15 protein-coding genes are annotated in these 19700 nt (G+C 58.7%); 13 read left to right on the forward strand and 2 right to left on the reverse strand.

Going from position 1 to position 19700, the window contains the following annotated elements:
* The first annotated feature begins 21 nt into the window (after positions 1-21).
* Both QM780_RS04490 and QM780_RS04495 read left to right on the forward strand, forming a co-directional pair.
* The gene (locus QM780_RS04490; RefSeq protein WP_415069287.1) at positions 22-783 is read left to right on the forward strand and encodes an SDR family NAD(P)-dependent oxidoreductase; all 762 of its coding nucleotides are present in this window, start codon (positions 22-24) and stop codon (positions 781-783) included.
* A 12-nt stretch (positions 784-795) separates the two neighbouring features.
* A complete protein-coding gene (locus tag QM780_RS04495) occupies positions 796-1542 on the forward strand; it encodes a creatininase family protein (protein WP_415069288.1) in 747 nt (248 codons plus the stop codon).
* A 3-nt stretch (positions 1543-1545) separates the two neighbouring features.
* Here QM780_RS04495 and QM780_RS04500 read toward each other — a convergent pair whose 3' ends face one another.
* Positions 1546-3018, reverse strand: a complete 1473-nt coding sequence (locus QM780_RS04500; protein WP_415069289.1) for a flavin-containing monooxygenase — start codon at positions 3016-3018, stop codon at positions 1546-1548.
* 280 nt (positions 3019-3298) lie between these two features.
* Between QM780_RS04500 and QM780_RS04505 the strand changes: the two genes are divergently transcribed.
* The 4 genes from QM780_RS04505 to ada all read left to right on the forward strand — a co-directional run bounded on the left by QM780_RS04505 (position 3299) and on the right by ada (position 7895).
* On the forward strand, positions 3299-4678 hold the full coding sequence (locus tag QM780_RS04505; RefSeq protein ID WP_415069290.1) for an ATP-binding protein: 1380 nt from the start codon (positions 3299-3301) through the stop codon (positions 4676-4678).
* Positions 4675-5337 (forward strand): response regulator, encoded by a 663-nt coding sequence (locus QM780_RS04510; RefSeq protein ID WP_415069291.1) that lies wholly within the window; start codon positions 4675-4677, stop codon positions 5335-5337. The genes QM780_RS04505 and QM780_RS04510 overlap by 4 nt, the downstream gene beginning before the upstream one ends.
* A gap of 400 nt (positions 5338-5737) precedes the next feature.
* A complete protein-coding gene (locus tag QM780_RS04515; RefSeq protein WP_415069292.1) occupies positions 5738-6613 on the forward strand; it encodes a phenylacetaldoxime dehydratase family protein in 876 nt (291 codons plus the stop codon).
* A gap of 202 nt (positions 6614-6815) precedes the next feature.
* Positions 6816-7895 carry a bifunctional DNA-binding transcriptional regulator/O6-methylguanine-DNA methyltransferase Ada gene (gene ada, locus QM780_RS04520; protein WP_415069293.1) on the forward strand — a complete coding sequence of 360 codons (1080 nt, stop codon included), beginning with the start codon at positions 6816-6818 and terminating at the stop codon, positions 7893-7895.
* Positions 7896-7929: 34 nt separating this feature from the next.
* Here ada and QM780_RS04525 read toward each other — a convergent pair whose 3' ends face one another.
* Positions 7930-9816 (reverse strand): putative bifunctional diguanylate cyclase/phosphodiesterase, encoded by a 1887-nt coding sequence (locus QM780_RS04525; protein WP_415069294.1) that lies wholly within the window; start codon positions 9814-9816, stop codon positions 7930-7932.
* Positions 9817-10293: 477 nt separating this feature from the next.
* Between QM780_RS04525 and QM780_RS04530 the strand changes: the two genes are divergently transcribed.
* The 7 genes from QM780_RS04530 (at position 10294) to QM780_RS04560 (ending at position 19700) form a co-directional block, all read left to right on the forward strand.
* Positions 10294-10776, forward strand: a complete 483-nt coding sequence (locus QM780_RS04530; protein ID WP_415069295.1) for a hypothetical protein — start codon at positions 10294-10296, stop codon at positions 10774-10776.
* A 205-nt stretch (positions 10777-10981) separates the two neighbouring features.
* Complete coding sequence (locus QM780_RS04535; protein ID WP_415069296.1) at positions 10982-12235, forward strand: sarcosine oxidase subunit beta family protein; 1254 nt, start codon at positions 10982-10984, stop codon at positions 12233-12235.
* Positions 12236-12249: 14 nt separating this feature from the next.
* Complete coding sequence (locus QM780_RS04540) at positions 12250-12549, forward strand: sarcosine oxidase subunit delta (RefSeq protein ID WP_415069297.1); 300 nt, start codon at positions 12250-12252, stop codon at positions 12547-12549.
* Positions 12546-15581, forward strand: a complete 3036-nt coding sequence (locus tag QM780_RS04545) for a sarcosine oxidase subunit alpha family protein (protein ID WP_415069298.1) — start codon at positions 12546-12548, stop codon at positions 15579-15581. The genes QM780_RS04540 and QM780_RS04545 overlap by 4 nt, the downstream gene beginning before the upstream one ends.
* Positions 15574-16206 carry a sarcosine oxidase subunit gamma gene (locus QM780_RS04550; RefSeq protein ID WP_415069299.1) on the forward strand — a complete coding sequence of 211 codons (633 nt, stop codon included), beginning with the start codon at positions 15574-15576 and terminating at the stop codon, positions 16204-16206. Before QM780_RS04545 ends, QM780_RS04550 begins: the two co-directional genes overlap by 8 nt.
* Positions 16203-17606 carry an L-serine ammonia-lyase gene (locus QM780_RS04555; protein ID WP_415069300.1) on the forward strand — a complete coding sequence of 468 codons (1404 nt, stop codon included), beginning with the start codon at positions 16203-16205 and terminating at the stop codon, positions 17604-17606. The genes QM780_RS04550 and QM780_RS04555 overlap by 4 nt, the downstream gene beginning before the upstream one ends.
* A gap of 27 nt (positions 17607-17633) precedes the next feature.
* Positions 17634-19700: an FAD-dependent oxidoreductase gene (locus tag QM780_RS04560; RefSeq protein WP_415069301.1), complete on the forward strand. Its 2067-nt coding sequence runs from the start codon at positions 17634-17636 to the stop codon at positions 19698-19700.

Consider the following 19700-nt stretch of genomic DNA (forward strand, 5'->3'; position numbering starts at 1 on the left):
GCGAGAAAGCCGAGGAATTTAATGACGGGTGATAAGAAAGTCGCGCTTGTAACGGGCGGCACCGGAGGGATTGGTCGAGAAATCAATCGGCGTTTTGTCGATGCGGGCTATGTGGTGGTTGCTGCGGACATGAATGTACCGCCGGAACTCTCGGCAAAGCCGGCGGAAGATCAGCCAAAGGGTGTGTGGCTCTACGCGATGGACGTGCGCGATGGCGGCCAAGTCGATTCCTGCGTGGATTTTTGCGCATCTCTCGGAAGCCTGCACGTCGTCGTCAACTGTGCGGGACTTCTGCGACACGGTCTTATCGAGGACGTCACCGACGACGCTTTGAAAACCGTTTGGGACGTTAATATCGCGGGTGCCGCGCGCGTCTGCCGTGCCGCCAGTCCGCATCTGAAGGCGGGCGCTTCGATCATCAATATATCGAGCGTGACAGCTACTATCGGGCGCATGCGCGGCGGATCTATGTATGGCTCGTCCAAAGCTGCGCTCGAAGCGCTCACGCGTTATTTGGCGATCGAGCTTGCGCCGAGGGGCATCCGCGTCAACGCGATCGCGCCAGGTTTCATTGCCGTCCTGCCCATGAGCGCATCGATGCGGTTCATCGCACACGCCGACAACGATCAGGACGCATTGGCTTGGTGCATCGAGCAGACGCCGATGGCGCGCCCGGGCCGCGCGGACGAAATTGCGGGCCCCGTCCTCTTTCTCGCATCTGACGATGCGTCTTATATCACCGGCCACGTGATGATGGTCGACGGCGGCGTGACCGCGGCCTGACGGGAGGATCTAATGGCGCGTTGGGACAAACTCACCAGCCCGGAGATCGGAGATCTTATCGCCAAGGGCATGGATCTCGCGGTTCTTCCGGTCGGGGCGACGGAGCAGCATGCCGCGCACCTCGCAACGGGAACGGATACGATTTCGGCCGATACCATTGCGACACGCGCAGCGGAAATTGCCGGCGTGCTGGTGCTGCCAGCCATTCCGTATGGGTGTTCCCATGGGCATGCGCATCAATGGCCAGGGACGATCTCGCTCGATCCGGTGACATTGACGAGCGTCATCTATGATGTCTCGATCTGGGCGATCCGCTCCGGCGTTCGACGCATCATATATCTGTCGGGACACGCGACGAATGGTCCATCGCTCGGGAGTGCCATTCTCAGGCTTCGTTATGAGGAACCCGAGGCGAGGTTTCGGCAGCTTGGCCTTTGGGATATCTCGCCGCGTGTCGGCAAGCTTTACTCGGAGGATGCCGAGGACTTCCACGCCAATCGCGGTGAGACGTCATTGCTGCTTCACGCCTACCCCGACATGGTCCGCATGGACAAAGTCGTCGATATTCCCGATGTGACGCCTGGCAAGGTTTTTCAGTATCCGCCGCCGCGCACGACTCCGACCGGTGCAGTGGGCAAGCCGAGCCAAGCGACCGCGGACTTTGGCCGTCAGATGCTCGATCTGCTAACTGAAGACTTCGCCGCGCTGCTCAAGAATGCGCTTGCCGAAGCGTGGCCGGATATTCCACCGGCACGCTAGGGCTCATTGGATGTCGACAGCGAGGCGCCGAGCCAGCTTGGTCGCCATGATATATGCCGAGGCGCTGAACGGCCATTGAGACACGACTTTTCCGGTGCGTGTTTGGAAATAGTTCGTCGTCGATCCCCAGACTGTTTTCGCAAGCTTTGCCTGAAGCCAGGCATTGAAGCGGCGAAACATTTGCGGCTTCACAGAGATGGTCTTGGCGCCGCTTCGCTTCATTTTCGAGATGAGAGTCGTCGCAAAGTCCGCCTGGGCTTCGTAAAACGAGACGAGCGGCACGCTGTTGGTGTTCGGGCCATACATCATGAAAAAGTTCGGGAAGCCTGGCACCATCAAACCAAGCAAGGCTTCGGGTTCGCCGTTCCAGGTCGCATGGAGGTCGGCGCCGCCTTCGCCCTTGACCTTGTAGTTGCCGAGATAGTTGGCGGCATCGAAGCCGGTGGCATAGACGATGAGGTCAAGTTCATGCTCCTTACCGCTCGCATCAACCGCGCCTTTCTCTGTCAGCGATGTGACCGCAAACGGGATAAGCTCAACCTTTGGAGATTTGAGGTTGTCATAATACGTGTCGCTGATGACCGTGCGCCGTGCTTCGAATGGGAACGCTGGCGTCGATAGCTTCAAAAGATCGGGGCGGTCTGCAAGCGATGCTTGGAGATAGGCAAGGGATCTTTTCGTTCGTGAACGGTTCGAATGACCTTCCTTTCGCGCGTGGGCGGAGCCGTAGGAGCGCATATCGTATCCCGCATACAGCTTGAAGCGCTTCCACCACTGGACCGGTTTGAATCTGTGCTGGAGACGCTCGGCCTGGGTGAAGTCTCGCGCGCCTTTCGGGAGAAGCCAGTTGGGTTCGATCTGAAAAATTTTGACGCTTGCGGCGTCTCGCACCGCTTCGTCGATGACTTGGACTGCAGACGATCCGGTGCCCAGAATGCCCACGCGCTTTGCGTTGAGGGTCAGTCCCTCCGGCCAGCGCGATGTATGGCATTGATCGCCGAGAAACGGGGTGTTACCGCGAGCGAATGGGGGCAGCAAAGGCAGATTGAGGAACCCGACGGCACTGATGACCGCGCAAAAAGGGCCGTGACCGGCGCCCGACGCTGTCGTGATACGGTATGACTTCTCCGCATCGGACCAAGTGACCGTGTCCACTTTCTCGTTGAACTTGATGTGAGAGTTGACGTCCCACTTGCGCGCAACGTGATTGAGATACTCGAGCAATTCCTGCTGGGTCGCGTAGTTGCGTGTCCAGTCGTAGGGTTCGAACGAGAACGAGTAGATATGGGACTCGAGATCGACTTCCGCGCCTGGGTAGCGGTTGTTAAACCACGTTCCGCCGAGACCAGCCTCCTGCTCGAAGATCGTAAAATTTTGGATGCCCTTTTTTTTCAGGGAGATTGCGGCAGCCAAGCCGCTGAAACCGGAACCGATGATCGCGACGGGAAGGTCTGAATTCTTATTCTGCGGATACATCGAACTCTCGAATCTGGACAGATCTATTATGGTCTATTATTTAGACCTATTGACCATTGTCAAGTTGGTTCGAGATCACTCCAGGCACGATCGGCAGATTTGGGGATTTGCGTTGGCGGTCGAGCCGGGTTGGCTGTTCATATGAAAGCGAGTGCGCGCAAACCGATAGCTGCGGTTGGAAATGGGCGAAGCGGAATTCAGGCATTTTGCCCGCGTATCGCCGGCCCCCTTCAATTCTCGAAAAGAAGGATGCAAACTCCGCAAAAAAAGGGGAGGGAACATGCGCCTTCTGACGCTGCTGCTCATCCGGCTCATGGCGGTCGTGCTGCTTTGCCTAGCTGCCGCTATCGGCTGTCTGGTCTGGGACGCCCATCGCTCGATCGAAAGCGACGTCACGTCCACCGCGTCGCGCGTGAATGCGCGTCTGCAGGCGCTTTATTGGCAGCAACTCCTATGGCGCAACGGTACGCAGCGCGGAACACTGATGCCGCTCCCGGACTGGGACACGGTCGAGACGCAAAGCATCATTTCACCGGGCGTCTGCGTAACCTTCGGGCTTCCGGGCGCCGATCGTCGTAAGCTGTGCAGTCAGGTCGAGGCGCTTGGGCCACGTGCCCCTCTATGGTTCGCTACGGCTTACCTCGCGCTTTTGGGAGCGTATCAACCCGTCCAGCAACCTCTTTCGATCCACGATCAAAGCGCCGGGCTTCTCGTGACAAATGCCGATCCCGAAGCAGCGCTGCGGCGTGCGTGGCGCGAAATATCGACCGTTGTTGACGTCGCGATCATGTTGGCGGCCGGAATTGCCGTTCTGGCTGCGCTGATGATCGGCCACGCGATCATGCCGGCTCGGGCCATCATTAATGCGCTGAAGAAGCTTGAGGAAGGGCAGCTTGGGCTGCAACTCGGCAAGTTCAAGAGCACCGAATTCAACCACATTGCCAACGCCGTCAACCGGCTCGCGGCGACGCTCCGACAAACGAACTGCGAGCGTGCGGCGCTCACGGCGCGGCTTTTCCAAGTTCAGGAAGAGGAGCGAAGATCGATCGCGCGCGACCTTCACGACGAATTCGGCCAGGCTCTCACCGCCACCACCGCGCTTGCGACAATCATTGAAAGCAGCGCGTTACCTCATAGGCCGGACATCGCTCAGGATGCGCGGGCTATCGCAAAAATGCAGGAGCGCATGATGGGCGCGTTGCGGACGACATTGGTCCGGCTGCGCTCGCAAAGCATTGAGGAGCTGGGCCTGGAGGCGAGTCTGCGGCAGCTTATCACCGATTTCAATGCGCAATCGAAAACGGGCACTGTGTTCCGTCTGCAAATGCCCGGGCGATTGGCCGAACTGCAAAAACGGGTTGCGGTCGATCTCTATCGTATCGTGCAGGAATGCCTGACGAATGCGAGCAAGCATGGCCGCCCAACCGAGGTCAGCGTGCGCCTCGAGCAGCGAACGACACGGGAACCGCATATTGCGCTGACGATCGAAGATGACGGCGGTGGAGATGTCAGCTGTGTGCACACATCTTTCGGGCATGGGATCCTCGGCATGCGCGAGAGACTGGCAGGCCTTGGGGGATCGTTGTCGATCGCCAATGCGCCACGCGGAGTTCGAATTTTCGCCACGGTGCCGCTCGGCCATGACGTGGTTTACGCATGAGCCGCGTTTCTATCCTACTGGTCGATGACCATCCGATCGTTCGAGAGGGATATCGGCGGCTTCTGGAAATGCGGCCGCAATTTTCCGTCTGCGCGGAGGCCGAGGACGTTACGCAGGCTTACGTGGCCTATAAGGCCCATGGCCCGGATGTCGTCATCATGGACCTGACCCTGCTCGGTGCGAGCGGGATAGAGGCCGTGCGGCGCATACGGGAATTCGATAAAGACGCGAAGATTCTGATCTTCACGATGCACTCGGGTTCGGCGTTTGCGCTGAAAGCCTTCGAGGCTGGAGCCCGGGGCTATATTACGAAAAGCAGCCCGCCCAGCGAACTCGTTCGAGCTGTCGAAATCATCGCCGACGGCGGCCGGGCGATGAGCGAAGATATTTCTCGCGCGCTCGCGGCCGATCGCCTGAGCGGCGGCCGTCCGGCGATCGATGAGTTATCTCCCCGTGAGATGGAAGTTTTGAGGCTCGTTGCGACCGGGCTCGGCAGCGAGGCCATCGCGGGGCTCCTCAATCTCAGCCTCAAGACCGTGCGTAACATCCACTATGCGGTCAAGGCGAAGATCGGCGCGGAAAACGACGCGCACCTTGTTTGGCTTGCGCTAGCTGCGGGACTCATTCGCGCCGATCAGCTCACCTCGAACAGGGCGTGACGCGGGCATTTTGCCCGGTGCATGCGGGCACCGTGCTCTAGTGCCGTCGCGAGCCCTTAGCCAATTTTCTCCCGAGGACATCGACGGACGGGGCAATTCAACTGCGCCCCTGAAAAATAAGTGTCCCTATGATCGTGCCGGCAGGCTGACAGCATGCGATATTGTCATTAGGCTATATCGCTGCCCAATCCGAGGCCAAAAAAGAAAAGGGAGGACGATTTTATGTCTTTGGACTCTTCAATTCCGAGCCATCTTCGCTGTCCGCGGACAAGAACGCGGCAAGTGAGCGATAAATGGAATCCCGCTTATCCGGCCTTCTCGTCTCGCCCAACTCAATCGATCGAAAGCATCGTCATGTCGTATTTCGGCGTCCAGTCGAAAGGCGACGAGAATAAGGGCCGTGCATGCGGCGCGTTTCAGAAGATTTCTGGAGAGTTTCAAACAGTCCGACGGGCCGGCGCGACACGATCTCGTTCAATTCGTCGATGGCGAGGGATTTCTCAACCTGATTGCGGTCGGATATTGGATTGATCCGGTTGCATTTGAGAAATGGAATGAGAGTCCGGCTATAAAGGACTGGTGGGCATCCGATGAGCGGCTGAAAGAGGGCGTCGGCTACTTCCGCGAAATCCTGCGTCCACGCATGGAGCAGTTCGAGACCATTTTCACGCACGCGCATGGGCCGTTCGAAGGCGTGAGCATTCTCTTTCCCGAGATGAGCGAGCCGATTATCGAACACGGATACTGGGGCTCGATGCGAGACCGTCTGCCGCTGTCGCAAACGAGCGTCATGGATCCGGAAGGCAACTTGACCGTGAAGTCAGGAACGCCAGTCCAGGGCGGCCGGGTGATCGTCGGCGGCCACGATAATCTGACCCTCATCCGGTCCGGGGAAGATTGGAGTTTCACCGAAGGAGATGAGCGTCGAGCTTGGTTTGAAGACATTGAGCCGGTGCTGCACGAGGGCATGAATTACCTGCGCGATGATGGCCTCGAAGTCGGCTGCTATTGCAACCGCTATGTCCATCACATGGACGAGAACGGCAACGCTCTTGAGAAAGGTTTTGGCTATAGCCTTTGGAGATCTTTATCTGCACTTGAAACCTGGGGCGCATCGCATCATACGCACCTGCAGATTTTTGTGACCTTCAATCGTCTCGCCAAGAAGTTCCAGAACCTGACGCTTTACCACGAGGTGTCGGTCTTCGACGCGGCGAACCAGTATTTCGAATACATCAACTGTCATCCGAAGACTGGACTTCTGCGGGCCGTCTAAGGCGTTCGCCCGAGCACCGGCTGGTGGTGCCCCCGTGCAAGTCATGGGGTCGCCATCGCCGGAGGCGGATAGGAGCCGGCGCGAAAAGGCTTCGGACGGCGATCTGGATTTCGGAATTTGAAAGCAAGGACCGGAGTGTCCGGGGTCCGGGTTTCATGCATCATTGGCGCGGTGATTGACGGCGTGTATGATGATGAAAGCGATGCCAAGAGCTACAAAAGCAATGCCTGCGACGATGGCAGATGACGCCCGATGGGCGCAGGTCGTCGCGCGCGATAAGTCGGCCGACGGGTGCTTCTGGTACGCCGTATCGAGCACCGGCGTTTATTGCCGACCCTCCTGTCCGTCACGGACTGCAAACCGCGAAAACGTTAGCATCTATGAAACTTTGGAGAGTGCTCGGGCGGCCGGATTTCGACCGTGCAGGCGCTGCAATCCGGACGGGCATTCGATCACGGACGAAAATGCGATCCTGATCGAGAAAGCATGCCGACTGATCGATGAGAGTGAAGATGAGCCATCATTGGAGTCACTGGCCGCAGCCGTTGATCTCAGTCCGAGCTATTTCCATCGCGTCTTCAAAGCGCTGACGGGTGTTACTCCGAAGGATTATGCTGCCGTTCGCCGCGCCAGAAAGGTTCGCGAAGGCCTTACGTCAGGTCGGACGATCACCGAAACGATCTTCGACGCGGGCTTCAATTCGAGCGGACGCTTTTATGAGAAATCGAAGAACATGCTCGGGATGACGCCGTCCCGATATCGTGACGGCGGCAGGAATGAGACGATAAGGTTCGCGGTTGGTCAAACGTCATTTGGAGCATTGCTTGTCGCTTCGAGCGAGAAGGGCATCGCCGCGATCCTTCTCGGCGATGATCCCGATCGTCTTGTGCGCGAACTAGAGGATCGCTTTCCCAAAGCGCATCTGATCGGCGCCGATCGCGACTATGAAGCGCTGGTGGCGCGCGTCGTCGGGTTCGTCGAGGCGCCGGTCGCGCGTTTTGATCTTCCTCTCGACATTCGGGGTACTGCCTTTCAACAACGCGTCTGGCGCGCTCTTCAGGACATTCGCCCGGGGGCAACAGTATCGTACGCGGAAATCGCCAAGCGTATCGGATTACCCAAGGCTGTACGCGCGGTGGCAGGAGCGTGCGCCGCGAACAAGCACGCTATCGCCATTCCCTGTCATCGCGTTGTGCGCAACGATGGTTCGCTGTCCGGCTATGCCTGGGGGATCGAGCGAAAGCGGGCGCTTATCGCACGCGAAGCGAAGCGGAAAGCGTAAGGGCGCTGGTGTTGAAGTACGGGCGCCTCGCGCCTCAGGCGATCATCGACGCCGATGGTGTGCGGCCATTCGCTTGCAGAAATTCCAGAACGTCTTCTTTATCGAGCGGCGGCGCGAACAGATAGCCCTGGACGGTTGTGCAGCCGATGGCCTTCAGCGCTTCGAGTTCGTCGATTTTTTCGACACCTTCGACGACACAGCCGAGGCCCATGTCGCGACTGAGGGCGAGAAGGGATTTCACGATCTTGTGGTTCGCAGGACTGATGTGGAGGTCGGTAACGAAGGTTCGGTCGATCTTAATCTTTGTCAGCGGCAGAGAATTCAACTGAGTCAGGCTCGAATAGCCGGTGCCGAAATCGTCCAGAGAGATGCCGCAGCCGAGAGAGCGGAAGATTTCAATCGTTTCGCACGCCTCTTTGAAATCCTGCATGATCGCCGTTTCGGTGATTTCGAAGTCGAGCCGTTTCGGATCGAAGCCACTTTTCAAAACGGTCGATACGAGGCGCACGACGCTTTCAGTGGCGCAAATGTCGTAGGCGGATAAATTGAAGGACATCCGCATGTGTTGTGGCCACTGGCTGGCTGCGGCAAGGGCTTTATCGAACAACACGTAGGTCAATTTGCTTACGAAGCCCAACCGCTCGGCGATCGGAATGAAAAGAGCGGGCGAGAGCGGACCGAGCGTCGGACTGTTCCATCTTGCCAAGGCTTCGAATGCGACGGGTTCGTTGGTGTCGATATCGACGATCGGCTGAAAGACGACAGTCAATTCCTTGTCGAGTTCCGCGGCGTGAAGAGCCTGCTCAATATCGGCTTCGCGCTGCAGTTCGGCGCGATCTTCGACCGAAAACAGCGTCGCCTGACCGCGCTGTTCGCGTTTGCTTTTGAAAAGCGCGTAATCTGCTCTCTCGAAAAGTGCCGTCGCGCTGGCCGCGAGGTCGGGATAGATAGCAAAGCCGATCGAGCCTGACACCTGTACGGTCGCATCGTCGAGGAAAATTGGCGAGCGCAAGGCTTCACAGAGTCGAATGCCTGATGCGAGCAGTTCGTGCTCGGTTTTGAAGTCGGTTGCGATGACGGCGAACTCATCGCCGCCGATGCGGGCCAAATGCAGCTTGTTTCCGCAGGCCTCTTTGAGGCGTCTTCCGACTTCGATCAGCAATGCGTCGCCAACGGCATGGCCGTAGCGATCATTGACCGGCTTGAAGCCGTCGAGATCCATGACGCCGACGGCAAGTTTTTTGTCCTCCGCCTTCACGCGAGAAAATTCGCGGTCGAGGTGGCCAAAGAATTGACGCCGGTTCGGCAGTTCTGTCAGCGGATCGAGGTTGGCGAGCTTGAAATTGGCGCTCATCAGCTTTTGTGCGTCGTCGCGTGCGATAACGAGCTGCGTCAACTGCTTATAGTTGACGGAAAGACTGACCATCATCGACATGGTCACGAGAACCATATTGATCGTTATGGCGACAAAATTCGGATTGCCCGAAAAGCCGAAAAACGCGATGAAAATGCCGTTGACGATGATGGTCGTGCTGAATGCGGCGGAGCGCAGGGACATCAAGCAGAAGATGCATGCGATCACCGTGATCGCCATGTAGAAGGCGATCTGCGCCCTATCGATGGCATCTCCATAGGGGAAGAGTGAGATCGCCCAGGTCGCAAAGCCAATCGATAATATGGCGGCAAGTTTGTTCGCGCGTGATAGCCTAAGGAAAGCAATTTCTTTCGTCGGCGAGCGTCCGATGGACAAAGTCCACGCCGCTATGCGGACGGCGCAGACTATCGTCAGAAAGATCGGGATATATAGTGCGAGAACCCGAGGTGCCGTGTCGATGAACGTAAACGCGAGCAGCCAGGTATTTGCGATCAGCACAATATAAAGAAGCGGCATCTGCTTGGAAAAAGCAGAATATTGCGCCAACAAAAGATTTTCGTCGTCCCGCGGGACGGCCGTCAAATTTCGGAAGCTAGAGAAAAATGTTTTGGCCTGCATACGGGGCAACCTGGAGGAAGCGGTGGCCAAATCATTCGGCGGCAAAATGAGCGCATCATGCGCCGGCGCCAATATCGCCAGCCGTCATTAACAATCTGCTGACATGAAACGTCCGGATGAATAACGGATTATTAAAGTGCGAACCGCCGGTTTTTTTTGAACGTGATATTGTGCAGCGAAACCATCGAATTATGTTTTCTATCACGCGCGATCATGCCGTCTCGAAAAGAATTAACGGCAACAACATTTATTCCTATTCGCTTTAGGAATGGGATGCCGAGTGCGCGGGCCTGGAAGATTTTTACGGCCTTCCGGGGCAGCCTACGGACATCTTGAGCGCAGCTTTTCTCCGCTCTAATTTGGACAGCTTCGTGGGGCATCGCCACGCAGGGGGAGGAGTTTGTTATGACAACTCAGGAAAATCATGACTTTCTCCGTAGGGTCGAGCGAGCCTACCAGGGCGAGGTCTACGGAGAGGCGCTCTACCGGGGGATCGCCGATCACCTCGACGATCCCGAAAGGTCGGAGAAATGGCGGATCCTTGCGGAGCTCGAGGTCGTCACGAAAGCGCTGATGCGGGATCTGGTTGCCAAGCTCGGCGGGGACACGACTGAGAGCGAGGTTTTCCGTCAGAAGGGCATCGATAACGTCGAAAAGTATGCCGCCCTTCCTTGGGATGCGTTCATGGCGCGCTACAGCAAGGAACTGGAGCCAGTCATCGAGCGCTATGCCGAGCTTGAGAAACTCTGTGCGCCTGAGGATTTGGCGACGCTGCGTTTCCTCACCGAGCATGAGGTCGTGACGAAGGCGTTCTGCGATCTCGAATTGGCGGGGCGGCCCGAGATTTCCATTGCTCCGACGCGTGCTCTATTGGCGTCGTTGAGCTAGCTAGACGCGCGCCTCTAAGCCAATTTCATCAATATGTTACGCGCTTTGTCGCTCACGGCACGAAGGTGCCATCCGGCATGTCGCAATTAGCAAAATTCGCGTCTTCCTTGGCAGGACGATGGGGGCGTCACCGGCTAGTTTCCACGCCTAGCCCGACCTGAGATGCATCGTGGGTTGCGGCGGGCGATGCCAGCGGGGACTTTTGATGAAGAAAGACTATTCGCTCTGGTCGCTTTTCACCAAGGGACTCAAACACAATGAAGGCTGGGACCCGGCTTGGCGAAGTGCCGATCTGAAGCCGTCCTATAATGTCGTCATCGTCGGAGCGGGCGGGCATGGTCTCGCGACGGCTTACTATCTCGCGAAGGAGCATGGCGTCCGGGACATCGCGGTCATCGAGAAGGGCTATCTCGGCGGCGGCAATACGGCCCGCAACACGACGATCGTCCGCTCGAACTATCTCTGGGACGAGGCGGCGCTGCTTTATGAGCATTCGTTGAAGCTGTGGGAAGGCCTCACGGAAGACCTGAACTTCAACGTTATGTTCAGTCAGCGGGGTGTGTTCAATCTTGGTCACACTTTGCAGGATATGCGCGACATCGAGCGGCGGGTCAACGCGAACAACCTGGACGGCATCGACGCCGTGATGCTCGACGCCGCAGGCGTCAAACGGATGATCCCGATCCTCAACACCTCCAGCAATGCGCGCTATCCGGTATTGGGGGCGAGCTATCAACCGCGTGGCGGCATCGCGCGGCACGACGCGGTGGCGTGGGGATTTGCGCGCGCGGCAAGCAAATACGGCGTCGATATCATTGAAAATTGCGAAGTCACCGGCATGGACATTGCCAATGGCCGGATTCAGGGTTTGCAGACGACGCGGGGCCAGGTTCGCGCCGAGCGCATCGGCTGTGTTGCGGCGGGTCACTCATCCATTATAGCAAAAATGGCCGGCATTCGCATGCCGATCGAGAGCCATCCGCTGCAAGCATTCGTGTCGGAATCGATGAAGCCGGTGCTCGACACTGTGGTCATGTCGAATGCCGTCCACGGCTATGCAAGCCAGTCGGACAAGGGCGAACTCGTCATCGGCGCGGGCATCGATCATTATACAAGCTATACGCAACGCGGCAGTCCGCACATCATCGAGCACACGGCTGCGGCGATCATCGAGCTTTTTCCGATCTTTTCGCGAGTTCGGATGAACCGGCAATGGGGTGGCATCGTTGATACGACGCCGGATGCCTGTCCGATCATCAGCAAAACTAAAGTGAAAGGCCTCTACTTCAACTGCGGTTGGGGCACTGGTGGTTTCAAGGCGACACCAGGGTCGGGAAACGTCTTCGCGTACACGATTGCGAACGATGCGCCGCATCCACTCAATAAAGCGTTCAGTCTCGATCGGTTCTCAACGGGGCATCTGATCGACGAGCACGGCGCCGCGGGCGTCGCCCACTAATCCGAGGCTATTCGATGTTCGTACTGTTCTGTCCGCACTGCCGGGAAAAGCGTGAAGAAGAAGAGTTCGGGTACGGCGGGGAGGCGTTTCGAGTTCGTCCTTCCGCGCCGGAAACCGTCGATGACGAAACCTGGGGTGACTATCTGTTCATGCGCAAAAATCCGAAGGGCTGGCATTGGGAGCTGTGGTCGCATGCGACGGGGTGCCGGAAGTTTTTCGTGGTGAAGCGAAACACAGCAACCAATGCTGTCGCGGGATCGTGGACGCTTGCCGAAGGCCGCAAGGCTTATGATTCAGAAGGTGAGACGCAGTGACGAGCTATCGCGTCAAACATCCCGAAGCGCGCGTCGATTTCGGCCGACCGCTGACGTTCTCCTTCGACGGTCAGTCCTATGACGGCTTTGCGGGCGATACGCTTGCCTCGGGTTTGCTCGCAAATGGCGTGCGGATGCTTGGCCGCAGCTTCAAGTATGGACGACCGCGAGGCATCGTCGGCGCCGGGCCTGAAGAACCGAACGCGCTGACGCAAGTTGAAACCGGCGCGCTGACGATTCCGAATCTCAAGGCGACGCAGGTCGAGCTTTACGATGGCTTAGTCGCGCGGCGAACGACCGGCTGGCCGACCCTGGCGTTCGATTTCAAAAGCTTCTGCGGCCCGTTCTCGCGTTTCATGCCGGCTGGGTTCTATTACAAGACGTTCCAGAACCGAAAGCTGTGGCCACGTTTCGAGCACATCATTCGGCAGGCGGCCGGGTATGGCACTGCGCCGGAAGAAGCGGATACCGAGAAATACGATCATAAGAATTGCCATACACAGGTTCTGATCGTCGGCGGCGGAGCTTGCGGATTGTTGGCGGCGCTAGATGCGGGACGTGCCGGCCTTAACGTCGTCCTGGTCGATGAGCAGAGCGAGATGGGTGGCTGGCTGCTATCGTCGCCCCATTCGAACATCGGAGGAGAGAGCGCGGGAGATTGGCTCAAAGCCGTGCTCGGCGAACTGGAAAGTCTGCCTAGGGTACGCCTGTTGACGCGCACGAGTGCGTTTGCATTGCACGACATGAATCTGGTCCTCGCTGTCGAGCAGCTTCAGGATCATCTTCCGCCTGCGAGCCGTAGCGATTCGGTGCCGCGGCAAAGGCTGCATCGCATCCGGGCCGAGCGAATCGTTCTCGCGAGCGGCGCGATTGAGCGGCCTCTGGTGTTCGGCAACAATGATTTGCCGGGCATTCTGACGGCATCATCGCTGACGACGTATCTCAATCGTTATGGAGTGGCCGTCGGTAAACGCGTGTTGCTGCAGACAAGCAATGACTCTGTCTATCAAGGTGCGTGCGATCTTGCCCGTGCCGGCTGCTCAGTGGTGTTGGCGGATACGCGCTCGCATCCCAATACCCTCTGGGAGCAGCGAGCGCACGCTGCGGGCGTCGACGTGCGGCCTGGTTTTGGCATTGGCGCGGCGTTCGGCAAGCAAGCCGTCAAGGGTGCACAGCTCGTCAAGCTCGAGACGGACAGAAACGAGATCGTTGCCAACGGCCCAATGATCGAATGTGACGCGATCGGAAGTTCCGGTGGCCTTTCGCCGACGGTTCACCTCTATTGCCATGACGGCGGGCGTCCGCTGTGGGATGAAGCGAAGCTCGCGTTCGTCGCTCCGGCGTTTGGCCGGGCTGCAGCGGGCATTTATTGCGCCGGGGCGATTTCCGGAACGTTCGGGTTGCAAGCATCGCTGGAGCAAACGCAGCAGGTTATCGATGCTGTGATCGGCTCTTTCGGGAAGTCGTCCGTTCGGGGCGCTCGCAGCCTTGAGACCGATGAGCCGGAAAGCATCCCGGCACGTCGCATCTTTCGGGTTCCCGACGGCAAGGCCGAGGGCCACGGCAAAAAAGCGTTCGTCGATTTTCAGAACGACGTAACGGCCGCCGATATTCATTTGGCGGTGCGCGAGAACTATCGCTCGATCGAACATATCAAGCGCTATACCGCTCTCGGATTTGGAACCGATCAGGGTAAGCTCTCCAACGTCAACGGATTTGCGATCGCTGCTGATGCGCTGGGCAAGAGCATTCCCGAAGTCGGGACGACGACCTATCGGCCGGCTTATTCGCCCGTGACATTCGGAACGCTCGCGGGCGCACACGAGGGAGATACGTTCGAACCGAAGCGATACACCGCCATGCATTCGGCGCACGTGGCAAGAGGCGCCGTGTTCGAGACCGTCGGGCAGTGGTTACGACCGCAGTATTTTCTACGGGCGGGCGAAGACAAGGATGCGGCGGTGCGCCGGGAGTGCATGGCGGCGCGGCGGGGCGTCGGCATCATGGATGCGTCGACGCTCGGCAAAATAGACATCCAGGGCAAGGACGTCCGTGAGTTTCTCAATCGAGTTTATGCCAATGCATGGACACAGCTCGCGCCCGGCAAATGCCGCTACGGGTTGATGCTCGACGAGAACGGCATGGTGATGGACGACGGCGTGACCGCTTGTCTGTCCGACAATCATTTTCTCATGACGACGACGACGGGCGGCGCCGGTCGTGTGCTGACATGGCTGGAAAACTGGCATCAAACGGAATGGCCGGAACTCGATGTCTATATGACATCCGTCACCGATCATTGGGCGACTGCGGCGGTTGTCGGACCCAAAAGCCGGGAGGTTCTGGCCAAGCTCTGCTCCGATATTGATCTTTCGCCGTCTGCATTCAAATTCATGGATTGGCGAGAGGGGATCGTCGCTGGCGTTCCGGCGCGCGTCTTTCGCATCAGTTTCTCGGGCGAACTGGCGTTCGAAGTAAATGTCGATGCAAGTTACGGACTGCATGTCTGGGAAGCGCTCATCGAGGCTGGCGCCGAGTTCGGTATCACGCCCTACGGCACCGATACCATGCACGTGCTGCGTGCCGAAAAAGGTTTCATTATCGTCGGCCAAGATACGGACGGATCGATGACGCCGTTCGACCTCGACATGGCATGGGCGGTTGCGATGAAGAAGCCTTTCAGCTTCATCGGCAAGAGGTCGTTCGCGCGCAGCGATACCTCGGCACCGAACCGGAAGCAGCTTGTCGGTTTATTGACGGAGGATTCTGCCGTCGTGCTGGCGGAGGGGGCGCAGATCATCGAGCAGCCAGATACGACGCCACCTGTTCCGATGCTCGGGCACGTTACATCGAGCTATTTCAGCCCGGAACTCAACCGTTCGATCGCAATGGCAGTGGTCAGGGACGGCATCAACCGGCGTAGCGACGAGAAGCGGGGCTCGCTTTATGCCTATTCCGGCGGCAAGACGCATAAAGTGAAAGTCGTATCGGCGGTGTTCGTGGACCCAAAGGGAGAGCGGCAGAATGCCTGAGCCGGTTATGCAATCGCCTCTGCGCTCTTTTGGGCTTGCGAGCCAGGCACAGCCTGTCGACGCCTCCCGCGGCGTATGGGCCAACGAGGATCCGCTGCTCGGGTACATCAGCCTTCGTGGCGATTCCGCCGATCCGACGTTCGTCGATCGCGCCACCGCGGCGATCAGTGTGCCGCTTCCGATTGCACCCTGCACGTTTGCGGTCTCGGGTGCGGTCAAGGCACTTTGGGTTTCACCGGACGAATGGATGATCGTTTGTCGCCGAGATCAGCTCGCCGCATTGTCGAGCGGTCTCAAATCTTCGCTACAGGGTCTTCGCAGCCAGGTGGCCGACAATTCGGGCGGATACACGCAAGTCCTGCTTTTCGGCCCGAACGCGCTCGATGTGCTTGAACACACCAGCGTCTATGATTTTGCCGGGCTCGCAGCCGGCCGTGTGGTCGGGACGACGTTCGGCAAGGCTTCGCTGTACGCCCACCGGACGACCGACGGCTTCTGCCTCTTAATGCGCCGCAGTTTCGCCGACTACATTTGGCGCTATCTTGCGCGCGCCGCGGCGCCGTATGGACTGGGGATTGCCGCCATCGAGGCGACGGGCCGCGCCGCGCATGGAGTGGCAGGATGAACTATAGCGTTTTTGAAGTTTTCCGGATCGGCATTGGGCCATCGAGTTCGCACACGGTCGGGCCGATGAGCGCCGTGAACAGCTTCATCGCGGAACTGCGTGCCAAGAAGCTGGCAAATCTTGTCGAGCGGGTGGTGGTAGAACTTTACGGATCGCTGGCTCTGACGGGCGTCGGGCACGCTACAGATTTTGCCGTGATCGGGGGATTGCTCGGAGAAACGCCGGAGGATGCCGATCCTGCGACGCTGGCAGAGCGCGTGGCGGACGTCGGTAAGACGAAGCGGCTGATGTTCGCCGGCGAGCGAGAAATCGCGTTTGCTCCGGAGACGGATCTGCTTTTTCATCGCGACCGGATGCTGAGCGAGCATCCGAACGGCATGGTCGTCGAAGCTTTCGATAAGCTTGGCGCCTCGCTGCACCGGAATGTCTATTTTTCGATTGGCGGTGGCGCTGTTCTGGATCAGGCGGCGCTGGCGGCGAGCCGCCGCTCCGGAACCGACGAAGTTCCGCATCGGCCGGTGCGATATGGTTTCAGCAGCGCGAAAGAGTTATTGGCCCTCTGCCAGCGTTACAATCTTTCGATTGCCGACATCGTCTGGCGAAACGAGTTGGCGTATCAAAATGAAGAGGCGACGCGGGCAAAGCTACTCAAAGTCTGGGAAGCGATGAATGGCTGTTTGCAGCGCGGACTTGCCACCGAAGGCGTTTTGCCGGGCGGCCTCGGCGTCAAGCGGCGCGCGCCGGCGCTTTACCGTCAGGCTTGCGCGGTCGACGGCAAGCTGACCTCTGATTTTCGCGCGATGGACATGGTGAGTTCGTTCGCGATTGCCGTCAACGAAGAGAACGCTGCGGGCGGGCGCGTGGTGACGGCGCCGACCAACGGCTCGGCGGGCGTTATTCCTGCGGTGCTTGCCTACTATACGCGCTTTTGCGACGCCGCTGCCGATCCCGATACGCGAGACGATCATATTGTGAGCTTTCTGCTCACCGCGGCGGGGATAGGCATGCTTTATAAAAAGAACGCGTCGATCTCGGCTGCTGAAATGGGTTGTCAGGGAGAGATCGGCGTCTCGTGCTCAATGGCTGCGGCCGGCCTCGCCGCGGTGATGGGCGCGACCGCCGAGCAGGTCGAGAATGCAGCCGAAATCGGCATGGAACACAATCTCGGCATGACTTGCGATCCGATCGGTGGGCTGGTGCAGGTGCCATGCATCGAGCGCAACAGCATGGGTGCCATGAAGGCCATCAACGCTGCGCGCCTCGCCATGATGGATGACGGCGGCCACCTCGTGTCGCTCGACGCGGTAATCGAGACGATGCGGCAAACCGGGCACGATCTGCAATCGAAGTACAAAGAGACGTCGCTCGGCGGGCTCGCCGCGACGGTCGTCTACTGCTGAGGCTCGACGCGACCCAAGGATCCAGCGATGGCGGCTTATCCTCATGTCTTCACCCCGATCAAGCTCAATCAGCTGACGTTGCCGAACCGCATCTATTCAACGGCGCATGCCGAAGTTTACGCCGATGCCGGCGGCTTGCCGGGCGACCGCTATATCCGCTACTACGAAGAAAAGGCCAAGGGCGGCCTCGGTATGGCGATCTGCGGCGGTTCGAGCCCGGTCTCGATCGACGTGCCGCAGGGTTCGTGGAAACCCGTCAATCTCACCACCGATCGCGTGATCGAGCCGATGGCGCGACTGGCCGAAACCGTCCACCGCCACGGTATGAAAATCATGATCCAGGCGACGCACATGGGGCGGCGTTCAGCTTACGCGGGCGATCCGTGGCCGCATCTCGTTTCGCCGTCGGGGGTGCGCGAGCCTGTGCATCGCGGCAACGCCAAGGCCATCGAAATTGAGGATATCCGCCGCATCATCGCCGATTTCGCGGCAGCGGCGAAACGCGTCAAGGCATCAGGTTTTGACGGTATCGAAATTTCGGCGGCGCATCAGCAACTCATTGATCAGTTCTGGTCACCGCGCACCAACATGCGCACGGATGAATGGGGCGGCAGTCTCGCCAACCGCATGCGGTTCGGGATCGAAGTGCTGAATGCCGTGCGCGACGCCGTCGGCCGCGATTATTGCGTCGGCATGCGGATGTGTGCGGACGAATTTCACGATGATGGATTGGACCATGAGACCCTGAAGGAGATCGCGCAGGCGATGTCCGAAACCGGGCTCATCGATTTTATCAGCGTCATCGGATCAGGTGCCGATACCCACAATACGCTTGCCAATTGCATGCCGCCGATGGCGTTGCCACCCGAGCCGTTCGTGCATCTGGCGGCAGGAATAAAATCGGTCGTCAAAGTCCCGATCCTGCATGCACAAGGCATTCGCGACATAACACAAGCCGAGCGAATTCTTGCCAACGGCATGGTCGATATCGTCGGCATGACGCGCGCACATATCGCCGATCCGCACATTATGAACAAAGTGCGCGAAGGGCGTGAGGATCAGATCCGCCAATGCGTCGGCGCCAATTACTGCATCGATCGCATGTATTCGGGCTCCGATACACTGTGCGTTCAGAATGCGGCGACGTCGCGCGAGGCGACGATGCCTCACATCATAACGCCGACGAAAGGCCGGAAGCGCCGCGTTGTGGTCGTCGGCGGCGGCCCCGCCGGTCTCGAAGCGGCGCGCGTTTGTCGTTCGCGCGGGCACGACGTGGTGCTGTTCGAGCGGAACGACGTTGTCGGTGGGCAAATCAATCTGGCTGCGAAAGCGCCTCAGCGCGAGCAGATGGCAGGTATCGTGCGCTGGTTCGATCTTGAAACGAAGCGATTGGGCGTCGACCGGCGGCTGGGCGCTGAGGCGACGACTGAGATGGTCCTCAGCGAGACCCCCGACATCGTCGTTTTGGCGACGGGAGGCCGGAGCCATGTCGATCAGGTCGAGGGCTGGGGTGCTGCCGAGGGACTTTCGGTCAGCGCCTGGGACATTCTTTCCGAAAAAGTTCCACCCGCTGAAAACGTGCTGGTTTACGATGGCATTAGCACGCACGCGGGCTTTGGTACTGCCGATTTCCTAGCGAGCCGGGGGTGCACGGTCGAGATCGTCACGCCGGATGTCAAAGTCGGTGACGACGTCGGCGGCACGACGTTTCCGATCTTCTATCGGCGTATGTATTCGCAGGGGATCATTCCGACACCGAATTTTTGGCTCGATCGGGTCTACGCCGAGGGAAACAAGAAGATCGCGGTGCTTCGCAACGAGTACACCGACGAGCTTGAGGAACGCGCCGTTGATCAAGTGGTGATCGAGAACGGCATAACGCCGAATACCGAGCTCTATTGGTCTCTCAAGGAGAAGTCGCTCAATCGCGGACAGACGGATCTCAATTCGCTCTATGCAAATGAGCCGCAGCCGGCGCTGAACGAAGCTACGGACGGCGATCGTTTCGTCCTGTTCCGCGTCGGCGATTGCGTGTCGATGCACAACATTCACGCCGCCATCTACGATTCACTCAGGCTCTGCAAGGATTTCTGA

It is taken from the genome of Hyphomicrobium sp. (assembly GCF_047600905.1).
Lineage (GTDB): Bacteria > Pseudomonadota > Alphaproteobacteria > Rhizobiales > Hyphomicrobiaceae > Hyphomicrobium_B.